Source organism: Aeromonas sp. 9A (genome assembly GCF_963900955.1).
Lineage (GTDB): Bacteria > Pseudomonadota > Gammaproteobacteria > Enterobacterales > Aeromonadaceae > Aeromonas > Aeromonas salmonicida.
This window is the reverse complement of record NZ_CAWRFG010000001.1, coordinates 302,855-319,236: the sequence shown is the minus strand read 5'-3', so window position 1 is coordinate 319,236 and position 16,382 is coordinate 302,855. Positions and strand designations below refer to the sequence as shown.

The 16,382-nt window shown below is 60.6% G+C and carries 15 protein-coding genes and 1 pseudogene; 2 read left to right on the top strand and 14 right to left on the bottom strand.

Going from position 1 to position 16,382, the window contains the following annotated elements; genetic code table 11:
* Positions 1-8: 8 nt before the first annotated feature.
* The 12 genes from AACX78_RS01610 to AACX78_RS01555 all read right to left on the bottom strand — a co-directional run bounded on the left by AACX78_RS01610 (position 9) and on the right by AACX78_RS01555 (position 11,238).
* A complete protein-coding gene (locus AACX78_RS01610; RefSeq protein WP_159165186.1) occupies positions 9-482 on the bottom strand; it encodes a prepilin-type N-terminal cleavage/methylation domain-containing protein in 474 nt (157 codons plus the stop codon).
* A 14-nt stretch (positions 483-496) separates the two neighbouring features.
* Complete coding sequence (locus AACX78_RS01605) at positions 497-1,168, bottom strand: type II secretion system protein (RefSeq protein WP_058394769.1); 672 nt, start codon at positions 1,166-1,168, stop codon at positions 497-499.
* Positions 1,169-1,245: 77 nt separating this feature from the next.
* Complete coding sequence (locus tag AACX78_RS01600; RefSeq protein ID WP_159165185.1) at positions 1,246-1,707, bottom strand: hypothetical protein; 462 nt, start codon at positions 1,705-1,707, stop codon at positions 1,246-1,248.
* Positions 1,708-2,002: 295 nt separating this feature from the next.
* Positions 2,003-3,223, bottom strand: coding sequence for an MSHA fimbrial biogenesis protein MshG (gene mshG / locus AACX78_RS01595; protein WP_021139564.1), 1,221 nt, complete (start codon positions 3,221-3,223; stop codon positions 2,003-2,005).
* A 74-nt stretch (positions 3,224-3,297) separates the two neighbouring features.
* On the bottom strand, positions 3,298-5,007 hold the full coding sequence (gene mshE, locus AACX78_RS01590; RefSeq protein WP_059111674.1) for an MSHA fimbrial ATPase MshE: 1,710 nt from the start codon (positions 5,005-5,007) through the stop codon (positions 3,298-3,300).
* Between the two features lie 32 nt (positions 5,008-5,039).
* Positions 5,040-6,104: a tetratricopeptide repeat protein gene (locus tag AACX78_RS01585; RefSeq protein ID WP_201302748.1), complete on the bottom strand. Its 1,065-nt coding sequence runs from the start codon at positions 6,102-6,104 to the stop codon at positions 5,040-5,042.
* On the bottom strand, positions 6,101-6,991 hold the full coding sequence (locus AACX78_RS01580; protein WP_021139567.1) for an ExeA family protein: 891 nt from the start codon (positions 6,989-6,991) through the stop codon (positions 6,101-6,103). The genes AACX78_RS01585 and AACX78_RS01580 overlap by 4 nt, the downstream gene beginning before the upstream one ends.
* A gap of 92 nt (positions 6,992-7,083) precedes the next feature.
* The gene (gene mshL, locus AACX78_RS01575; protein WP_159165184.1) at positions 7,084-8,751 is read right to left on the bottom strand and encodes a pilus (MSHA type) biogenesis protein MshL; all 1,668 of its coding nucleotides are present in this window, start codon (positions 8,749-8,751) and stop codon (positions 7,084-7,086) included.
* Positions 8,752-8,821: 70 nt separating this feature from the next.
* A complete protein-coding gene (locus AACX78_RS01570) occupies positions 8,822-9,142 on the bottom strand; it encodes a SctD/MshK family protein (RefSeq protein ID WP_087757010.1) in 321 nt (106 codons plus the stop codon).
* Positions 9,135-9,782, bottom strand: coding sequence for an MSHA biogenesis protein MshJ (locus AACX78_RS01565; RefSeq protein ID WP_159165183.1), 648 nt, complete (start codon positions 9,780-9,782; stop codon positions 9,135-9,137). The genes AACX78_RS01570 and AACX78_RS01565 overlap by 8 nt, the downstream gene beginning before the upstream one ends.
* Positions 9,782-10,375 (bottom strand): PilN domain-containing protein, encoded by a 594-nt coding sequence (locus tag AACX78_RS01560; protein ID WP_159165182.1) that lies wholly within the window; start codon positions 10,373-10,375, stop codon positions 9,782-9,784. Before AACX78_RS01560 ends, AACX78_RS01565 begins: the two co-directional genes overlap by 1 nt.
* Entirely contained in the window at positions 10,375-11,238 is an 864-nt protein-coding gene (locus AACX78_RS01555; RefSeq protein ID WP_159165181.1) for an MSHA biogenesis protein MshI, read from the bottom strand. Before AACX78_RS01555 ends, AACX78_RS01560 begins: the two co-directional genes overlap by 1 nt.
* Before the next feature lie 69 nt (positions 11,239-11,307).
* Between AACX78_RS01555 and AACX78_RS01550 the strand changes: the two genes are divergently transcribed.
* Complete coding sequence (locus AACX78_RS01550; RefSeq protein WP_159165180.1) at positions 11,308-12,225, top strand: 1-aminocyclopropane-1-carboxylate deaminase/D-cysteine desulfhydrase; 918 nt, start codon at positions 11,308-11,310, stop codon at positions 12,223-12,225.
* 22 nt (positions 12,226-12,247) lie between these two features.
* Here the strand turns inward: AACX78_RS01550 and AACX78_RS01545 are convergent, their stop codons facing one another.
* Together AACX78_RS01545 and AACX78_RS22140 are read right to left on the bottom strand one after the other, a co-directional pair.
* Positions 12,248-14,176: an EAL domain-containing protein gene (locus AACX78_RS01545; RefSeq protein ID WP_159165179.1), complete on the bottom strand. Its 1,929-nt coding sequence runs from the start codon at positions 14,174-14,176 to the stop codon at positions 12,248-12,250.
* Between the two features lie 516 nt (positions 14,177-14,692).
* Entirely contained in the window at positions 14,693-14,968 is a 276-nt protein-coding gene (locus tag AACX78_RS22140; protein WP_236556386.1) for a hypothetical protein, read from the bottom strand.
* Here AACX78_RS22140 and AACX78_RS01540 point away from each other — a divergent pair.
* Positions 14,870-16,236 (top strand): annotated as a pseudogene (locus AACX78_RS01540) (EAL domain-containing protein). The gene AACX78_RS22140 and the pseudogene AACX78_RS01540 sit on opposite strands and share 99 nt — an antisense overlap.
* The last annotated feature ends 146 nt before the right edge of the window (positions 16,237-16,382 follow it).

The following is a 16,382-nucleotide window of genomic DNA, read 5'->3' as shown; positions in this document are numbered from 1 at the left end:
TTTTAATATTATGGAGTGACAGCACATACGCTGCTTGCGTTGAGTTTCCCCAACTCAGCTTTAGCAGGTGTGGAAGAGGTCGCTTCAGTGTAAAGAACGCAATCAGACTTTTCTTTTGCATCAGTTGGCGCAAAACGGAAAGTGGAAGAAGCGCCTGAAGTACCCTTCCAAGAACCATCGATAGTCACTGCTTGCTCAATGCCGTCAGAAGATGCTTCGGGATAGCCGTAAACAACCTTAATTTCTGTGCCATCAGAGCTTGATATTGCACCGGAAGATGCGGTTTCCAAGCCTTCCAGTGCAGACTTACTGTATACCAGCTGAGAAGAGCTCTGCACGGCGGCCAGTACACCGCTGGCAGCGGCAGTTTTTGCATCATCCTGCAAATTCAGGAACTTGGGCGCAGCGGTCACTGCCAGAATGCCCAGAATGATGATCACTATGACCAGCTCGATCAGGGTAAAACCCGCCTGTTTTTTCATTTTACTATCCTCTGTCAATTGATATTGGTGGTCACCTGACCGGAAGCCGGACGGTAACTGAAACTCATGAATGCATCAGTACTACCTTGCGGATCCTGATACTTGCCATCACTACCCTTACTCAAACTATTGACCAGATAGTAGCGGCAGACCGAGTCCAGGCCGTTATTGGTCACACTGACATAGTATTTCAGGTCATTGCCGCTACCGCTCACCTCGTTGAAGCTGGCGGTAGCCTTGGGTGGGTTCTGTAATAATCCCTCCCAAATCTTGAGACAGCGCTGGGCTGTCAGGTTGGCCGGGTCCACATCTATGCCGCCCCCTGCCGATGTATCCATGGGATAGCCGGGCGAGAGCTCACCATTGCTGACCTGCGTCTCGGTCGGGGTCGTCAGATAGAAACGAGAGCCGTCATACAGCACAGTGTTCTGACCGTCCTCCTTGGGACGTCCTTCTGCCTCCCACTGGGCCCGTACCAGCGAAACCGCAGTGGCGAAACCGCCAGAGACCCCCTCCACGCTGGCCTTCTTGGCTTCATCGGTCACATCGAGGAAGCGAGGCAGGGCGGTCACCGCCAGTATTCCCAGGATAACGATGACGATCACCAGCTCGATCAACGAGAAACCGGCTGCCCGACTCGTCATCATCGACGCGGGATGTCTTGGTGCCATTCGATTTGTTGCCATGGTCCCTCCGTAATAACCCGCATTATTTCATGCAGATATAAAAAAATCATTTAACTGAGCCACACTATCGGCCTCATTCAAGGCTTTAGTGTCACTCTGCCATCATAAAATTGATAAATCAGCCAATTATCTTCCCACCCGAACTCGCATCCCGTGCCATCTCGGCTCGCCATGGCCTGCAACGGCGGCAAGGCCTGGCTCTGTGTGCCAATGATCGACGACCAGAGCTGGCGGCAATTTTCCGAAGGGGCCAGCAGCGCATCAACACCCAGGGGCCAGCCCCTGGCATCGAATCGCCAGGCCACCCCATCTGCATGCAGGACGGCGGGACGGCGCTGATCCAGCCAGAGACCGTGCAACCTTTGTACCCGCTCGGCAAACTGCTCCCCCAGCAGGGTCAGGCTGAGGGCCAGCGCCTCGGCCCTGTGGCTACGATAGCTCTGGGCCAATGTCGCCACCATGATCAGCAGCAAGATCAGCACGGCCATCCGTCGATACCCTCCCAGCCAGCGATCATCCTGTTGTGACTGTCTGTTCAACCGCACCTCTCCCGCACCCTGTTGACCACCCACTCCGCATCAGGCCCCTACGTCGAAATGACGAGTCTGCTTATTTGCCTCTTACGACGCTCATCATGTCCCACCATCGGGAGGGTAAAGATGCCACTTATTTTCCACGTACGGCGCCCAGCATGTCCCACCAATCGGGAGGGTAAAGATGCCGCTTATTTTCCGCGCACCGCGCTCATCATTCCCCCACCAGGAGGAGGAAAGATCATTATTTACCCCTTACAGCGCCCAGCATGTCCCACCATCGGGAGGGTAAAGATGCCGCTTATTTTCCGCGTACGGCGCTCATCATGTCCCACATGGGCGTAAAGATACCCAGTGCCAGCACCAATACCATGACGGCCACGATCCCGATCAGGATGGGCTCGATACGGGCGGTCAGGCTCTTGAGGTCATAATCCACCTCTCGCTCGTAATACTCCGCCGCCTCGTGCAACAGATCATCCACCTGACCCGTCTCTTCCCCCACCGCTATCATCTGCATCACCAGGGGCGTAAACAGACCGCTGCTGCCGGCGGTGCGCAGCAGGCTCTCGCCCCGCTCTATACCGGCCCGCATGTCGCGGATCTGACCCGCCATATAAGCGTTGTCCACCGCATCGGCCACCAGGGTCAGTGCGGTATTGAGCGGCACACCTGCCTTGAGCATCATGGAAAAGCTGCGCGCAAAACGGGCAAGCAGGGAGCGCTCTATGATGGTGCCGACGATGGGCAATTTGAGTTGCCATCTGTGCCAGGTCAGCTTGCCCTTGACTGTGGCGACCCAGCGCCGCCAGCCAAACACCATGGCCAGCAGCATGCCGAGCAGCAGCCACCAGTAGTTGACGAAAAAGTGGGAGGTAGCGAGCAGAATGCGGGTGGCCAGCGGCAGCTCGACCCCGAACTTGGCAAACATGCCGGCGAAGACGGGGATCACCATGATGTTGAGGATCACCATGGCGATGCCGATGGCAATCATCACGAAGCTGGGATAGCGCATGGCGGTCTTGATCCGCTTGCGGGTCTCCAGCTCCAGCTCGAAATAGTTGGCCAGTTGCAGGAAGGCCTCTTCCAGCTGACCCGTGTTCTCGCCCACGTGAATGATGGCGACGAACAGGCTGCTGAACACCCTGGGGTGCGCCTGCATGGAGCTGGACAGGGGCCGACCGTTGCCGAGATCCTCTCCCAGCGCATGCAGCGCCCGCTTGAGCGGCTTGCTGTGGGCTGTCTCTTCCAGGCCTGCGATGGCACGCAGAATGGGAATACCTGCCCGGGTCAAGGCGTACATCTGGCGGCTGAATACCACCAGCTCGTCCAGCTTGACGCCACCTTCCAGCAGCAAAGACCAGTCGATGGCCGCGGATTTCGCCTTGCCGGGTTTGAGTTCGGTGGGCATCACGCCACGGCGCATCAGCTGCTCGGCGGCAGCCATCTCGTTGGCAGCATCGACCACGCCATTGACGGCATTGCCCTGACTGTCGCGACCCTTGTAGGCGAAGGTATTCATGCCGCGCCCCGCACAAGCCAAGTGGCAGGACGCTGCCGTCCGGGTTGCTCATTACCGATGAAGTTGGTCATCACTTACCCCAGGTCCTCGGCCAACCGCAGCACCTCGTCCACCGACGTGATCCCCTGGCGGGCATAATCGAGCGCTGTCAGGGCCAGCGGCCGGTAGTGCTCATGCTGACGCGCCGCCTTGGCAAAGCCTTCCGCATCGTTGCGGCGCAGGGCATCCATCATGGGTTGATCCAGCTCCAGCAGCTCGTAGACACCGATCCGGCCAGAGTAGCCGGTGAAGTTGCAGCTCTGGCAGCCAGGTCCCTTGTGGTAGACATGCTGACCCGGCGCCTCGCCGGAAAGCACCCTCAGCCAGGTCGCCTGTCCCTCGTCAGGCGCCTTCTCCTCGACGCAGTGCTCGCACACCCGCCGCACCAACCGCTGGGCGATGACGGCACGCAGCGCGCTCGCCACCAGATAGCCAGGCGCGCCCATGTCGATGAGACGCAGGGCGCTGGTAACCGCATCGTTGGTGTGCAATGTGGTGAGCACCAGATGGCCCGTGATGGCGCCACGCAGGCCTATCTCCACCGTCTCGTTGTCCCGCATCTCCCCCACCAGCAAGATGTCCGGATCCTGACGCAGGGTGGAGCGCAACACATGGGAGAAGGTGAGGCCTATCTTGGGATTGACCTGCACCTGATTGACCCTGGGCAAGCGGTATTCCACCGGGTCTTCCACCGTGATGATCTTGTTGCTGGCCTGATTGAGTTCAGACAGAGCGCCATAGAGGGTAGTGGTCTTGCCGCTCCCGGTCGGGCCTGTCACCAGTATCATGCCGTGGGGGCGCTTGAGCTGGCGACGGAAGCGGGTCAGGATCTCCGGCGGCATGCCGGTTTCGCTCAGAGACAATATGCCGGAGGATTGATCCAGCAGCCGCATCACCACCGACTCGCCGTACTGCACCGGCATGGTGGACATACGCACATCCACGTCCCGACCGCGCACCTTCATGTTGAAGCGGCCATCCTGGGGCAGTCGCTTCTCGGAGATGTCGAGCCCGGCCACCAGCTTGAGGCGCAGCACCAGCGCCTGGGCAATGCGCACCTCGTTGAGAATATTCTCGTGCAGTATGCCGTCGATCCGCTGGCGAATGCGCAGCACCTTCTCATCCGGCTCGATATGGATATCGGACGCCCCCACCTGCACCGCATCCTCGAACAGGGAGCGCAGCAGCTTGGCCACCGTCGCCTCCCCCTCGTCGCCGGCGCCCAGGTTGCTGGAACCCAGCTCGAAGCCGGAGTCCTGATACTCCTCGTGCAGCTGTTCGGCAAAGCTCTCTATCTCGCGGGTACGGCGATAGAGGCGGTCGAAATACTCCAGCAGCTGACCTTCCCGCGCCACCGCCAGCACCATTTCCCTGGGGCTGAGCAAGGCCGCGATGGCGTCGAGGGCACTCAGATCCGCCGGATCCGACATGGCCACAGTCACCCGGTTGTCGGTGAGATTGACCGCCAGGGCGCGATAACGGCGCGCCTGAACCTCGGGCAGAAGCGGCACCGCAGAAGCGTCTATGGTGAGGTTGTTGAGATCGAAGAAGGGCACGTCCAGCTGGCGGGCGAGGAACTGCAGCAATTGCACCTCGCTGATGAAGCCGAGATCGATCAGTGTGGTGCCCAGCTTGCGGCCGGTCTGACGCTGCTGCTGCAGGGCGAGCTGCAGTTGATCATCCGAGATGATCTGCTCTTGTACCAGCAGGTCGCCGAGGCGCATTTTCAGTCTGGGTTGTGCCATGCAAACTCCAAAAAAGTTAACTGTCCCGCCCGTCAGGGAGCAAGCTGGGCAATTCGCTGTTCAATCCAGCTGGTCGACGCCTCGCCGAGGTTGCCATGCAACTGGGCATTGCGATAGGCATCGAGCGCCCGCAGGCTGTGGCCCTGGCCATCTTCGGCCACACCGAGCCCGAGCCACCAGCGCCCCTGATCAGGCTGCTGACGCAGCAATTTCACATAGATCTCTGCCGCCTCGGCGTTGCGGCCCAGCTCCTGGGTCAACCCGGCCCAGGTGGCGTAATAATCCAGATTGCTGGCCAAGTCAGGTTGATAACCAGTCAGCCAGCCAAGAGCCTTGAGCTGATCGCCGCCGCTGATGGCAAGCCGTGCCAGCAGCAGACGGAAATCCGCCTGCGCCGGATCGAGCCGTATCCCCTCTTCCAGCAACTGGCCAGCCTCACTCAGCCGCCCTTCGCCGTAGAGCAGACCCGCCAGCTGTTCGCGGGCGCCCTGATTGTGGGGGTCGTGAACCAGCACCTGATAGTAGTTGTCCTGGGCGTCGCGCAGTTGCCCTCTGGCCATGGCGGTAGTGGCCTTGCGCTCGGCCAGGGTGGCCAGTTCTGCCTCGGAGAGGTTCACCGTCTCTATCTTCAGCACCCCCGGTTTGCGCGGCGGCGGGGCGACCGCCTCTTGTTCCGCTTCCAGCTCGGCATAGAGCTCAGGTTGCAGCTCTTCATCGCTCGGCGGAGCCTCTTCATAGGCGATTTCATCCTGCTCTTGCGCCAGCCCGGGTTCGACTGCAGGCCGAGAGCGGGTCTCGGGCCCGGAACCCGGGGTGGGCAAAGCCACCACCAGATCCACCGGCTCCTGCTCTACATAGGTTGGCGTGGCGGGCACGGCGCGGGCAATGGCATCAGCCCCCGGCTCACTGGCCTGGACCAGACTCTGCTGCCAGTAAATCCAGGTCCGCCAGCCCAGAATGCCGAGGGCCAGGCCGCAGATCAGGGTCAGCACCAGCATCCACCAGCCCTGTTGCCGCACGGGCGGCACATAGACGGCCCCCTCGCCGCCCTGCTGACGCTGCTCCAGATCCTTGAGCATCTGATTGATCACGCTCATGGCCAGACTCCATAAGCCAGGGCACACCCCAGCAACAGTAACAGGGGCCACCAGCGCAACGGCGCAAAGCGGCTGGCATCGTCGGTATCACGAATGGCAAGCCGCACCAGACGGCTGTCGATCTGGCGAGCCCCCTGGCCATAGGCCAGCATCAGGCACTTCTGCGCCAGTATGTTGATAAGCCTGGGGATCCCGCGCGACGCCCGCCACAGCAGGCGCATGGCGCGACCGGCAAACAGCGGTGCACCGCGATAGCCGGAGATCTGCAATCTGTGCTCCAGATAGGCTCGGGTCTCGTCAAAACGCAGGGGGCGCAGGCAGTAGGAGAAGCCGATCCGCTGACGCAACTGGCGCAAATGAGGCTTTGCCAGCCGGGCGTCCAGCTCGGGCTGACCGAACAGCACGATTTGCAGCAGCTTGTTCGACTCCGTCTCCAGGTTGCCAAACAGCCGGATCGCCTCCAGGGTCTCGTCCGGCAGGGCCTGCGCCTCGTCGATCAGCACCACCACTCGACTACCCTGCTGATGCAGGCTGATAAGGTGGCGATGAATACGATCCGTGAGATCCAGCTCGGCCCCCTCCCGCACTGACAATCCCAGCTCCAGCGCCAGGGCTGTGCGCAGCTCGGCCGGCGTGAGGTGCGGGTTGGGCAACCAGGCCAGACGCACGGGGTGAGCCTCAGACCCCAGCTCGCTCAACAGCTTGCGGCAGAGCAGTGTCTTGCCGGTACCCACCTCGCCGGTCACCTTGATGAAGCCCTCCCCCTGTGCCAGCGCCCAGTTCAGCACCTGCAACGCCTCTTCGTGGGGCGGCAAACCATAGTAAAAACCCGTGTTGGGGGTGAGGCCGAACGGCGCCTCCAGCAAGCCGAAGTGGTTCAGGTACATGGGTTGTCACCTGCCATCCCGAGCAAGCAGCCTGCGGTGACGCAGGGCAAGAGGGCACATGGGGTAAGGCTGACCGCGCGCTGCTTCATGGCTTAGCCCTTGGGCGGATACCACTTGTCCAGCAGATCGGCGCTGCGTTTCAGCTCGTTCTGCCAGGTGTCTTTCTCCACCACGGTTGGCTTGAGCATGATCACCAGCTCCACCTTCTTGGTGCTCTCGCGGCGGTTGGTGAAGGCTTCGCCAATCCAGGGAATGTCCCCCAGCAGGGGCACCTTGCTGACGATCTCCTGCTTGTCGGTCTTCATCAGGCCGCCGATGACTATGATGTCGCCGTTATTGGCCTGCACTACGGTATCGGACTCGCGGATCGAGCTCTTGGCGAGCGGCAGTTCCAATTTTCCCCCCGTGATACCCAGATCTATGGTTTTCTTCTGCTCTTCCGTATCGATGACGGAGGGGTGAATATGCAACAGCACCTTGCCGTCTTCATCAATCTGCGGCGTCACGTCCAGTGCAATGCCGGAGAAGAAGGGGGTCAGTTCCACATTGGGGGTTCGTTCGGTACCTGTCGCGGTCGACGTCACAGTGCTGGTCGCATTGGTGACGTAATACTCGTCCGTCCCCACCTTGATCACTGCCTTCTGGTTGTTGGTTGCCGTGACACGGGGACTGGAAAGGGTATTCACGTCGCCCTGAGTTTTGAGCAGATTGACCGCCACGTTGAAATTGCCATCCGAGATGGTGAATCCAGCACCGCCACCCAGTGCGGTGAAAATCTGATTGGGAGTGGTGGGTAGCTGGGAGTTCGCCGCCGAGCCGCCACCGGTAATGCCCTTGTTGCCATCCCAACTGGCGGAGAGACCGCTCCAGTCCACCCCCTGCTCGTACCCCTCGTTGAGGGCCACTTCCAGAATGCGCGCCTCCAGCACCACCTGGCGCTTGAGGTGGGTCTCGGACTGAGTGAGGAATTCACGCGCAGCCTTGAGCTCTTTCGGGTAGGCGCGGATGGTGACCAGACCCGCCTGCGGGCTGGTGATGACGGCGCGGCCATCGCCGCTGCCGATCAGCATCTCCAGCGAGGTACGCAGATCGGTCCAGTAGTCGCTGTTGGTGTCTGTCTGGATACGGGTGCCATTGCTGCTGTTCGAGCCGGAACTGCCGTTGGACGAGTTGTTGCTACCACTGCTGTTGCCGTTGGCATTGTCGATACTGCTGTTATTGCTGTTGTTGTCGTTGGCCGTCACACCGCCAGTACTGACAGAGGTGCGGGACAGACCCCGGCGGGACATCATCAGATAGTTCACAGGTATGGTTTCGGTGCGCAGGCCCGCCGGATAGACGTGGAACACGTTACCCTTGCGCTGCACGTCGAAGCCGTACATGTCACCCACCACGGCCAGCACCTCGGGCAGGGTCACGTCCTTGAGCTCGACGGAAACCAGCCCGCCCACCCCTGGATGCACGGCCACGCTGTAACGGGAGCCCTTGAACAGAGAGCCGAAAAACTCCACAGCTTCCACATCGTGGGCGGCGATGCGCAGCCGCTGCTCCGGCATGCTGATGGCCTGGGGCGGCCGGTTCATCTGCAGCAGTTCGCTTTGTACCGACTTGGGTACGGTCGCCAAGGCGCCGACCTTGTTCTGCTCGGTCATGGCGTGTTTCAGTGCGTCCTTGGCCTGCACGGGTTCGGGGTGCTGGTAGCTAGTACAGCCTGCAGCCAGAACGGCTACGGAGATCAGGCAGAGATGATTTTTTTTCATGTAATGAGTGCACCCTGACTTGCAATTAAACTCGACAAACCTTGCCCCGCCCATCCCGGGCAGGGCCCGTTCAGATACGGACCTTGCTGGCAAACAGGGTCAGCGACTGGCGCTTGCCCCCCTTCTCCAGCACAACGGCATCTGCACTGATGGCCACCAGTCGATATCCCTCGACCTGCTGGCCTACCCGGTAACTTTTCCCGTTGAGCACCGCCAGCGCCGGGCCGTTGCCCAGCACCACACTCTGCAACTTGGGCAGACCGGCGCTCTGGCTCTCTACCGCCCCCGCCTGGCTGTTGACTCCCTCGAGCGGTTCGGTGGGATCCTGCAGCACCTCGGCCTGAGCCACTGAGCCCAGCAGGCAACACAATAGCGTCAGCCATCTAACCACGAATAAACTCCTTGCTGGTGCTCAGGGTGTAGATTTCCATCTCCACCACCGCCTTGGGGTGCGCTTCCACCCGATAGTCAAACTGCTTCCAGTAGAAGTGACGAGGCAGCGCCTCCAGCGCTTTCAGGTACTGATACACATCGAAATAACCGCCTTCCAGTTTGAGACGAATACCATGCTTGAACAGGTTGATGCCCTGATCCCCCGCCATCAGCGGCTCAGGGGCGAGGGAGGTCAGCGCCAGCATGTGCAGATTGGTGGAGCGTGACAGCAAGGCCTCCAGTACCTCCGGCATCTCGTGGGCCGGGATCAGATCCACCGTCTGGGCCTTGAGTTCGGCATCCAGCTTGCCTAGCTCACCCTCAACCCGCGCCAGCTGTTCCCGTACATTCTGATCGGGATCCCGCGCCAGACGCGCCTGCTTGCCCAGATTCTCGAGATCCATGATCTCCAGATCCCGCTGGGCCGAGGTCAAGGCCGCTCGCTCCTGCTCAAGGCGCAGGGTGGCATCATCCAGCCAGCCATAAATGCCACCGGCACAGACCAGCACCAGACCGGTCAACAGTATCAATATCCGCTCGCGCTGGCTGAGGGCGGCAATCTTGTCTGCCCACACCTGCCATTGTGCTTTCAGGCTCATCAGGGCTTCTCCCGCTCGATACCGCTGAGCTGGAAGGCCAGGCGGCCCTCCTTGTCACGGCTCAGGGTCAATTCACCAAACTGCTTGCCCGCCAGCGACGGTGTCTGCTTGAAACGGTTTACCCAGGCAGGCACATCCTGGCTGCGACCGGCGAAGCCGGAGATATTGATGCGCCCCTCGGCGATCTCGATCCGCTGCAAGGAGAGCTGTTTGTCCCGAATGCGGGAGAGATCGGCCATCAGGCCGGCGTAGCCCTGAGATTTTTGCAACGCCAGGCTGCCCAACTGACGCATCAGCCCCTGCTTGGCAGTCAACTCTTCCTGCTTGTTGGCCAGCTGCTGTTGCAACTGTGTGTTGGCCTGATGGCGAGTCAACGCGGCATCCAGCCGCTGGGCCTCCCCACGTTTGACCTCCAGCGCCGCGCGCACCTGTGCCAGTTCACGGCTGACCCCTTGCTGCTGCCAGCCGTAAAAAGCGGCCATGCAGAGCAACAGGGTCACGCAGCCCCCCCACACCAGCGCCATCTGATTAAGGCTGGCCCACTGGCGTTTGGGGCGAAACTCTGCGCCATAGAGGTTTATCTGACGTTTCATCAGGCAGGCTCCCCGATGGCTGCGGCATAGGCCGACAGGTACTCAACACCGGCCAGCACAGCCTTGTTGGCCATGGCGGAGACGGCAAAACCGAAGGTCTGCTCCATATGGCGCACCAGGGTGCCGATGAAGGAGGAGGCGATGGCGAGCTGCATCTGGCCAAGCTCCGGCAGCTTGAGCTGGCCGACCAGATAATCGAGGGAGCGCTGGATCTCCAGCGCCAGTGAATCGAGCAGCATGCTGTCCGGCTCATGCTCCCCCGTGAGGGCGGTGAAACCGCGTAGCTGGCGGGAGAAACAGAGCCCGCCCTGATGGAATACCAGCAGTTGCAGATCCTGCCCCCTGGGTTGCCACAGCAACATGCGTACTGTGTTGTCGGCCTCATAAAGCGCCGTCATGGCCAGCTCGTCGCTGACGATGGCATCCAGACTCGCTATGCTGTTGACCGCATCCGCCAGTTGCTGCACCCGCGCCTTGGGCACGCAGATCACGTTGATCCGCGGCCTGCCAGCAGGCGGAGTGGGCAAGTCCACGTAATCCATGGCGAGCTGCAACACGGGCTCGTTGACATAATCCTTGATGGCCCAGGGCAGAGCGCCCGCCATTTCTGCCTCGGGCACGGCGGGCTTGTCGATCTGGACTTGCTGATAAAGAGTGGCGGCGAGGGCGACCCGCACTTTAGACTTGGCGAGGCCATGGCGGCTGAACAGCTCGCTTATGGCAAGCGGCCACTCTTGCGGGCCGTTGATGGCGCGGGTGGCGAAGACAGGGGGGTTGCCTGGCGAGGCCAGCATGATCCGGTCGTTGGCAAGCAGGAGCCCCACCTGACGGCTTGGGGTTGAACGTCTGAAAAGTTGTTTCATTGAAACCCGCACCTGGCTGCATAAAACGCATTAAACCTTAGCATAAACAGGGCATTAGCCTCCAGATAAATGACGGATTACTCATTGTTACCCAGTTCGGCCCGGCTGCCCTCGCCACTGGAATCCATCTTCCACCCTCTGCTGCGGCAATACGACGTCCAGCTCTGGTGCAAACGAGATGACCTGATCCACCCGACCATCTCGGGCAACAAGTGGCGCAAACTCAAGTACCAGCTGCAACATGCCCGGGAACAGGGCATGCAGCACCTGCTCTCGTTTGGCGGTGCCTATTCCAACCACATTCATGCGCTGGCGGCAGCTGGGAGTCAATCTGGCCTGAGAACTACCGGCATCATACGTGGTGAAGCAGAGGCCGTCAGCAACTCCACCCTGAGCGCAGCAAAAGGCTGGGGCATGGATCTCATTTTTGTCGACCGCCAGAGTTACCGGCGGCGTCAGGACCCCGACTGGCTGGCCCAGTTTGCGGCGTCCGATACCCTGATAGTGCCGGAAGGAGGCAGCAGCCCGCTCGCCATTCCCGGGGTGGCCGAGCTGGTCGAAGAAGTGCCCTTCTCGCCGGATCTCTGGGTACTGCCCTGCGCCAGCGGCGGCACCCTGGCTGGCCTGATCGCCAGCAAACAGGATCGGGAGCAGATCCTCGCCATCGCGGTACTGAAAGGAGCAAACTTCATCACCGACGAGGTACGCCGCCTCCATCCCGCCGCTGCCAGCACGCCCGGCTGGCAGATAGCGCTGGATCACCATGATGGTGGCTATGCCAAATTCAGCCCTTCCCTGTGGCAGTGGGTGCAGGATTTCAGCGCCGAGACAGGCCTGCCGCTGGAACCCATCTACAGCGGCAAGGCGATGTGGGGCCTGTTTCGCGAGCTGGCCGCCGGGCGCATCCCCCGTGGCAGCAAGATAGTCTTTATCCACACGGGTGGCATGCAGGGACTGGCGGGTTTGAAAGAGCAGGGCCGGATCTGAGGGCAGCCCTGCGGTCACACCATCAGGCGCCGGCCGGTTCCATCACCAGCCGCTCCGGCTCGGCGAACCAGGGGCCCTGACCGGCATGAACGCCGAGGTGGCGCAACATCTTCCACTCGTCGCCACTCTCCACCCCGACGGCGATCACCCGGGTACGGGTGTTGGCGCAGCCTCCCACCAGGCTGCGCACCGCCATCTGGTTGACCTGACGGGTGTGGATCTCCCGCACCAGACTGGGGTGAAGCTTGAGGAAGTTGATCTCAAACTCCTTGATGTATTGGGTACTCACCACATCCTGACCGGCGTGATCGATGGCAAGCTGGCAGCCCAGCATGCGCAGCGCCCGCAGCGGCCGCTTGAGTGCCTCGTAGTGGCGAGTCACCTGGGCTTCGGACAATTGCAGGATAAGCCGCTCGTTGGTGCTGCGCGGCAGCTGGAACAGGTCGAAGAAGAGCCAGCGCTGGAACTCCCGGTGCAGCAAACTCTGGGCACAGAGGGTCAGACTGATGGGGCAGCTCTGCTCTGAGCGCTGACGCAGCAGCCGCAGGGTCTGCTCCGCCACCAGCCGATCCAGTGGCAACAGCAGCCCAGCCTTTTCTGCCATGGGCATGAAGACGCCAGCCTGCAACGCCCGCCCCTGCTCGTCGTGAATGCGGATCAGCAAATCCTGCTGAAGCACCACCTGATCCCGCTCCTGCTGCACCGGTTGAACGTAAAAATCGATGCCATGCTCCTCGATGCGGCGCCCTATCAGGGTGCGCCAGCGTACCGTGCCCTTGCTGCTCTGCTCCTCATCCAGCTGCTTCTCGTAGAGGAACCAGCCGGTATGACCCTGCAGCCGCGCGCTCTTGAGCGCCAGTTCGGCCTCTTCCTGCACCTTGAGCAGGGAATCCTGCGCCTGATAGCAGACGGCGCCCAGGTAGACGGCGGTCTCGACGTTGACCGCCGCGGGCCAGTGCAGTCGCTGCAGGCTCTTGTGCAGCTGACCCGCGCCATCCACCATTTCGCTCTCGGACATGTTGGGCAGCAGCACGGCAAATACCTGACCGGCATAGCGGGCCTGCAGGGCGCCGCTGTGCTTGCGCACGAAGGCGGCGATGGAGGCGCTCGCCTCCATCAGCAGATCCTGGCTCTGGCGCCCACTCAGCTCGGGATCCAGATCCTCCAGACCGGCGAGGTCGATCAGCAGCACGCCGCCGCTCATCACGCTCGCCTCCATGATGGCGCTCTCCAGCCGGTTGTCGAAGAACAGCCGGTTGCCTATGCCTGTCATCTTGTCGACGAAGGCATTGCTGCGAATGAAGTTGTCGAAGCGGCTGCGCTCCTTGCGGGCATCCGCCAGCTCGGCCAGCAGATGATCCAGGGCCTGACTGGCGGAGACGGGCCACTCCTCCGCCGGATCGTGGGCCAGCTTGGTGAGCTTGTTGTCGAGAATAAGCTGGGCCCTTTCGGCCAGCAGCTCGGCACCTCGCAGTTGCAGCCGCAACCAGCGAATGGAGTACCAGAGCCCGAAGATGACGATGAAGATACCGAGAGAGATGCCGGACATGGCCTTCATGGAGTATTCGAACTCCTTGAACGGTCGCTCCAGCTTGAAGTCGGCTTGCATGCCTGCCTGATGAGAGATGGGCTGGCTGTAGGGGATCAACAGACTCTCGTCGGTCTGCTGCTGCACGTCGCGAAACCAGTAAATCCGCTGCTTGCCCTGACGGATCTCCAGCTCCACCACGTGGGCCGAACGCAGCAGGGTCGGCAACCAGCGGGTGAGCTCCTGATGGTCATCGGCCACCTCCAGCTGCTTGTCGATCACCTCGACCAGAGAGTTGACCTTCTTTTGCTGCAGCTCCATCCCCAACTCACGAAAGCTGAACACACCGCCTAGCAGCACCATGGCCATGGAGGCGATCACGCACAGGGTAATAAACGAGACAAGCTGAGTAGTCAGTTTCATATGCCTTCCGTATGCCCGACAACATCCATGTGGCTTCATCGTATCAGCCAACGCCGAAGCGCGCCTATGGACGAAGATCCCGCTTCTGGAATTAAGCGGGCGAGCATAACCAAATGGGCACAGGAACACCAAGCCATCCGTGAAAAATGGCTACCGGGGCAGAAAAATGGGAGCGAAGTGGCGGGATCAGGGATTTACAGGCAGAAAAATGGTCCCACTAAGGGGACCGAAAGAAACACTCATATCAAAACTAACACTCTGTGCTACTGACAAAAAAACAGATACAGGAGTATTGAACACACGGTGAGTCAAACCGCACGGCTACTCTAGCCATTTCAGATAAGCTGGACAATTGTCACTTATGACAGGTAAGCGATTGAATCTTCATCATCTAATTTCACAAAACTCTTATTTATCAGTGCGTTAGTTTTTTAGATGGAAGAGTGACCTTCCTCGCTCAAATCGATGTAGCTAATGAACTATGATATTGCCACTCATATGCATCCTATCTCCACATCAGGCAGGTGTACCTTGCGACGAATTTCCCCCCTCTGGATCAGTCTGTTGCTCTTCTGCCTGCCCGTGTTGGTGAGTCTGCCCCTCAGCCAATTGCTCGGCAAACCGCTGGCGCACCATATGTTGCAACAGAAGCGGGAGGAGATAGGGGACGCGCTGGTGGAACGACGCCGGGATTTGGACGATAGCATTCGCGATCAACTGGCCCAGTTCACGTTTGACTGTGGGCAAAAGGACATGGCGCTGTTGCGGGATCCCCGTTTCTACAGCCGTCACATCCGAATCCAGGGGCTCAAGCTCGCCTCGGGAGCTGGCTGCTCCAGCTTGGGTGAGGATCTTTCCTTCACCGCCGCCGATCTCCCCCCTATTCCAGTCAGGAGCTGTTCGGCCTCGCGGCCACCAAGGCCCGCTTCAACACGGAGCAGGAGTTGGTTGTTTATTTCAAGGTGAACGACAATATCGCCTACTGGGTACTGAACAACAGCTGGAGCCATGCGCTGTTGCAATATCCCTGCACCGACTGTTTCTACCTCGAATTTCACCAACAGATCCCGGACGGGGTCACACCGGTTTTCCCCCGCGGCAGCAAGTCCATCAAGGAAGAAGGGGGTACCCAAAGCCTAGGCTTCGTTGATCCCAACAATCGCATCAAGCAGACCCTGTGGGCAGGCCAGGCACTGGAGCGCTATGCCCGGCAGCAGGCACGGCACTATGGGTGCTGGTATGGCGGTGCACTGGGAGTCCTGCTGGTCGCCGCCTACTGGGGGCTGCGCAACTATCGGCGCTCTCTCAAGGGGTTGCTGCAAGCCGGGCTGGCCCGCCGGGAATTTATCCCCTTCTATCAGCCCATAGTGGATAGCCGCAGTCAGCAGGTGGTTGGCTTCGAGGCGCTGCTGCGTTGGCAGCGGGGACGCGAGCTGGTGCCGCCCGGTGCCTTCATCGACTACGCGGAGGAGCAGGGGCTGATCCTGCCGATGACGGAACAGCTGCTGGAGCGGATCATGAAGGATCTTCCCCGGCTGGCACCGGCGCAGTGGATCAGCGTCAACATAGTGGCCGCCCATATCGAGCATGCCCATCTGCGCACCCTGCTGCAGCGACACGGCTGGCCCTCACCAACCAGGCTCACCTTCGAGCTGACCGAGCGCAAGCCGATCACCGATATCAAGGCGGCGATCGGCGAGATCACGGCGCTGCAGCAGCTGGGCTATCACTTCAAGCTGGATGATTTTGGCACCGGCTATGGCGGCTTCGCCTACCTGCAACGACTCGGCATCCGCCAGATTAAGATCGACAAGATGTTCGTCGACACCATAGGCACGGACGACCTCAAGCGGACGCTGCTGGACTCCATCATCGCCTTCGGTCACGAATCCGGCATGGAGATGATCGCCGAGGGGGTCGAAACCGGGGAACAGGTCGACTATCTGCGCCAGCACGGCGTGCATCTGATCCAAGGCTATGTGTATGCCAAGCCCATGGCCCTGACCAGGCTGAAGATCTGGTTGCTGGCCTGGAACCAGAACCACGCTGGCGAGCACTGATGGGCCGGATCCGGCGGTCAGACCGGATCGCTCATATCTTGTAACAAAATGATTTTCCCCAGGCGATACAACTCCCTTTATCATTAGCAGGCCCGCCACACCCGTAGCGGTGCCGTTTTGCCTCCATACCCCGTCGGCTCATGCCG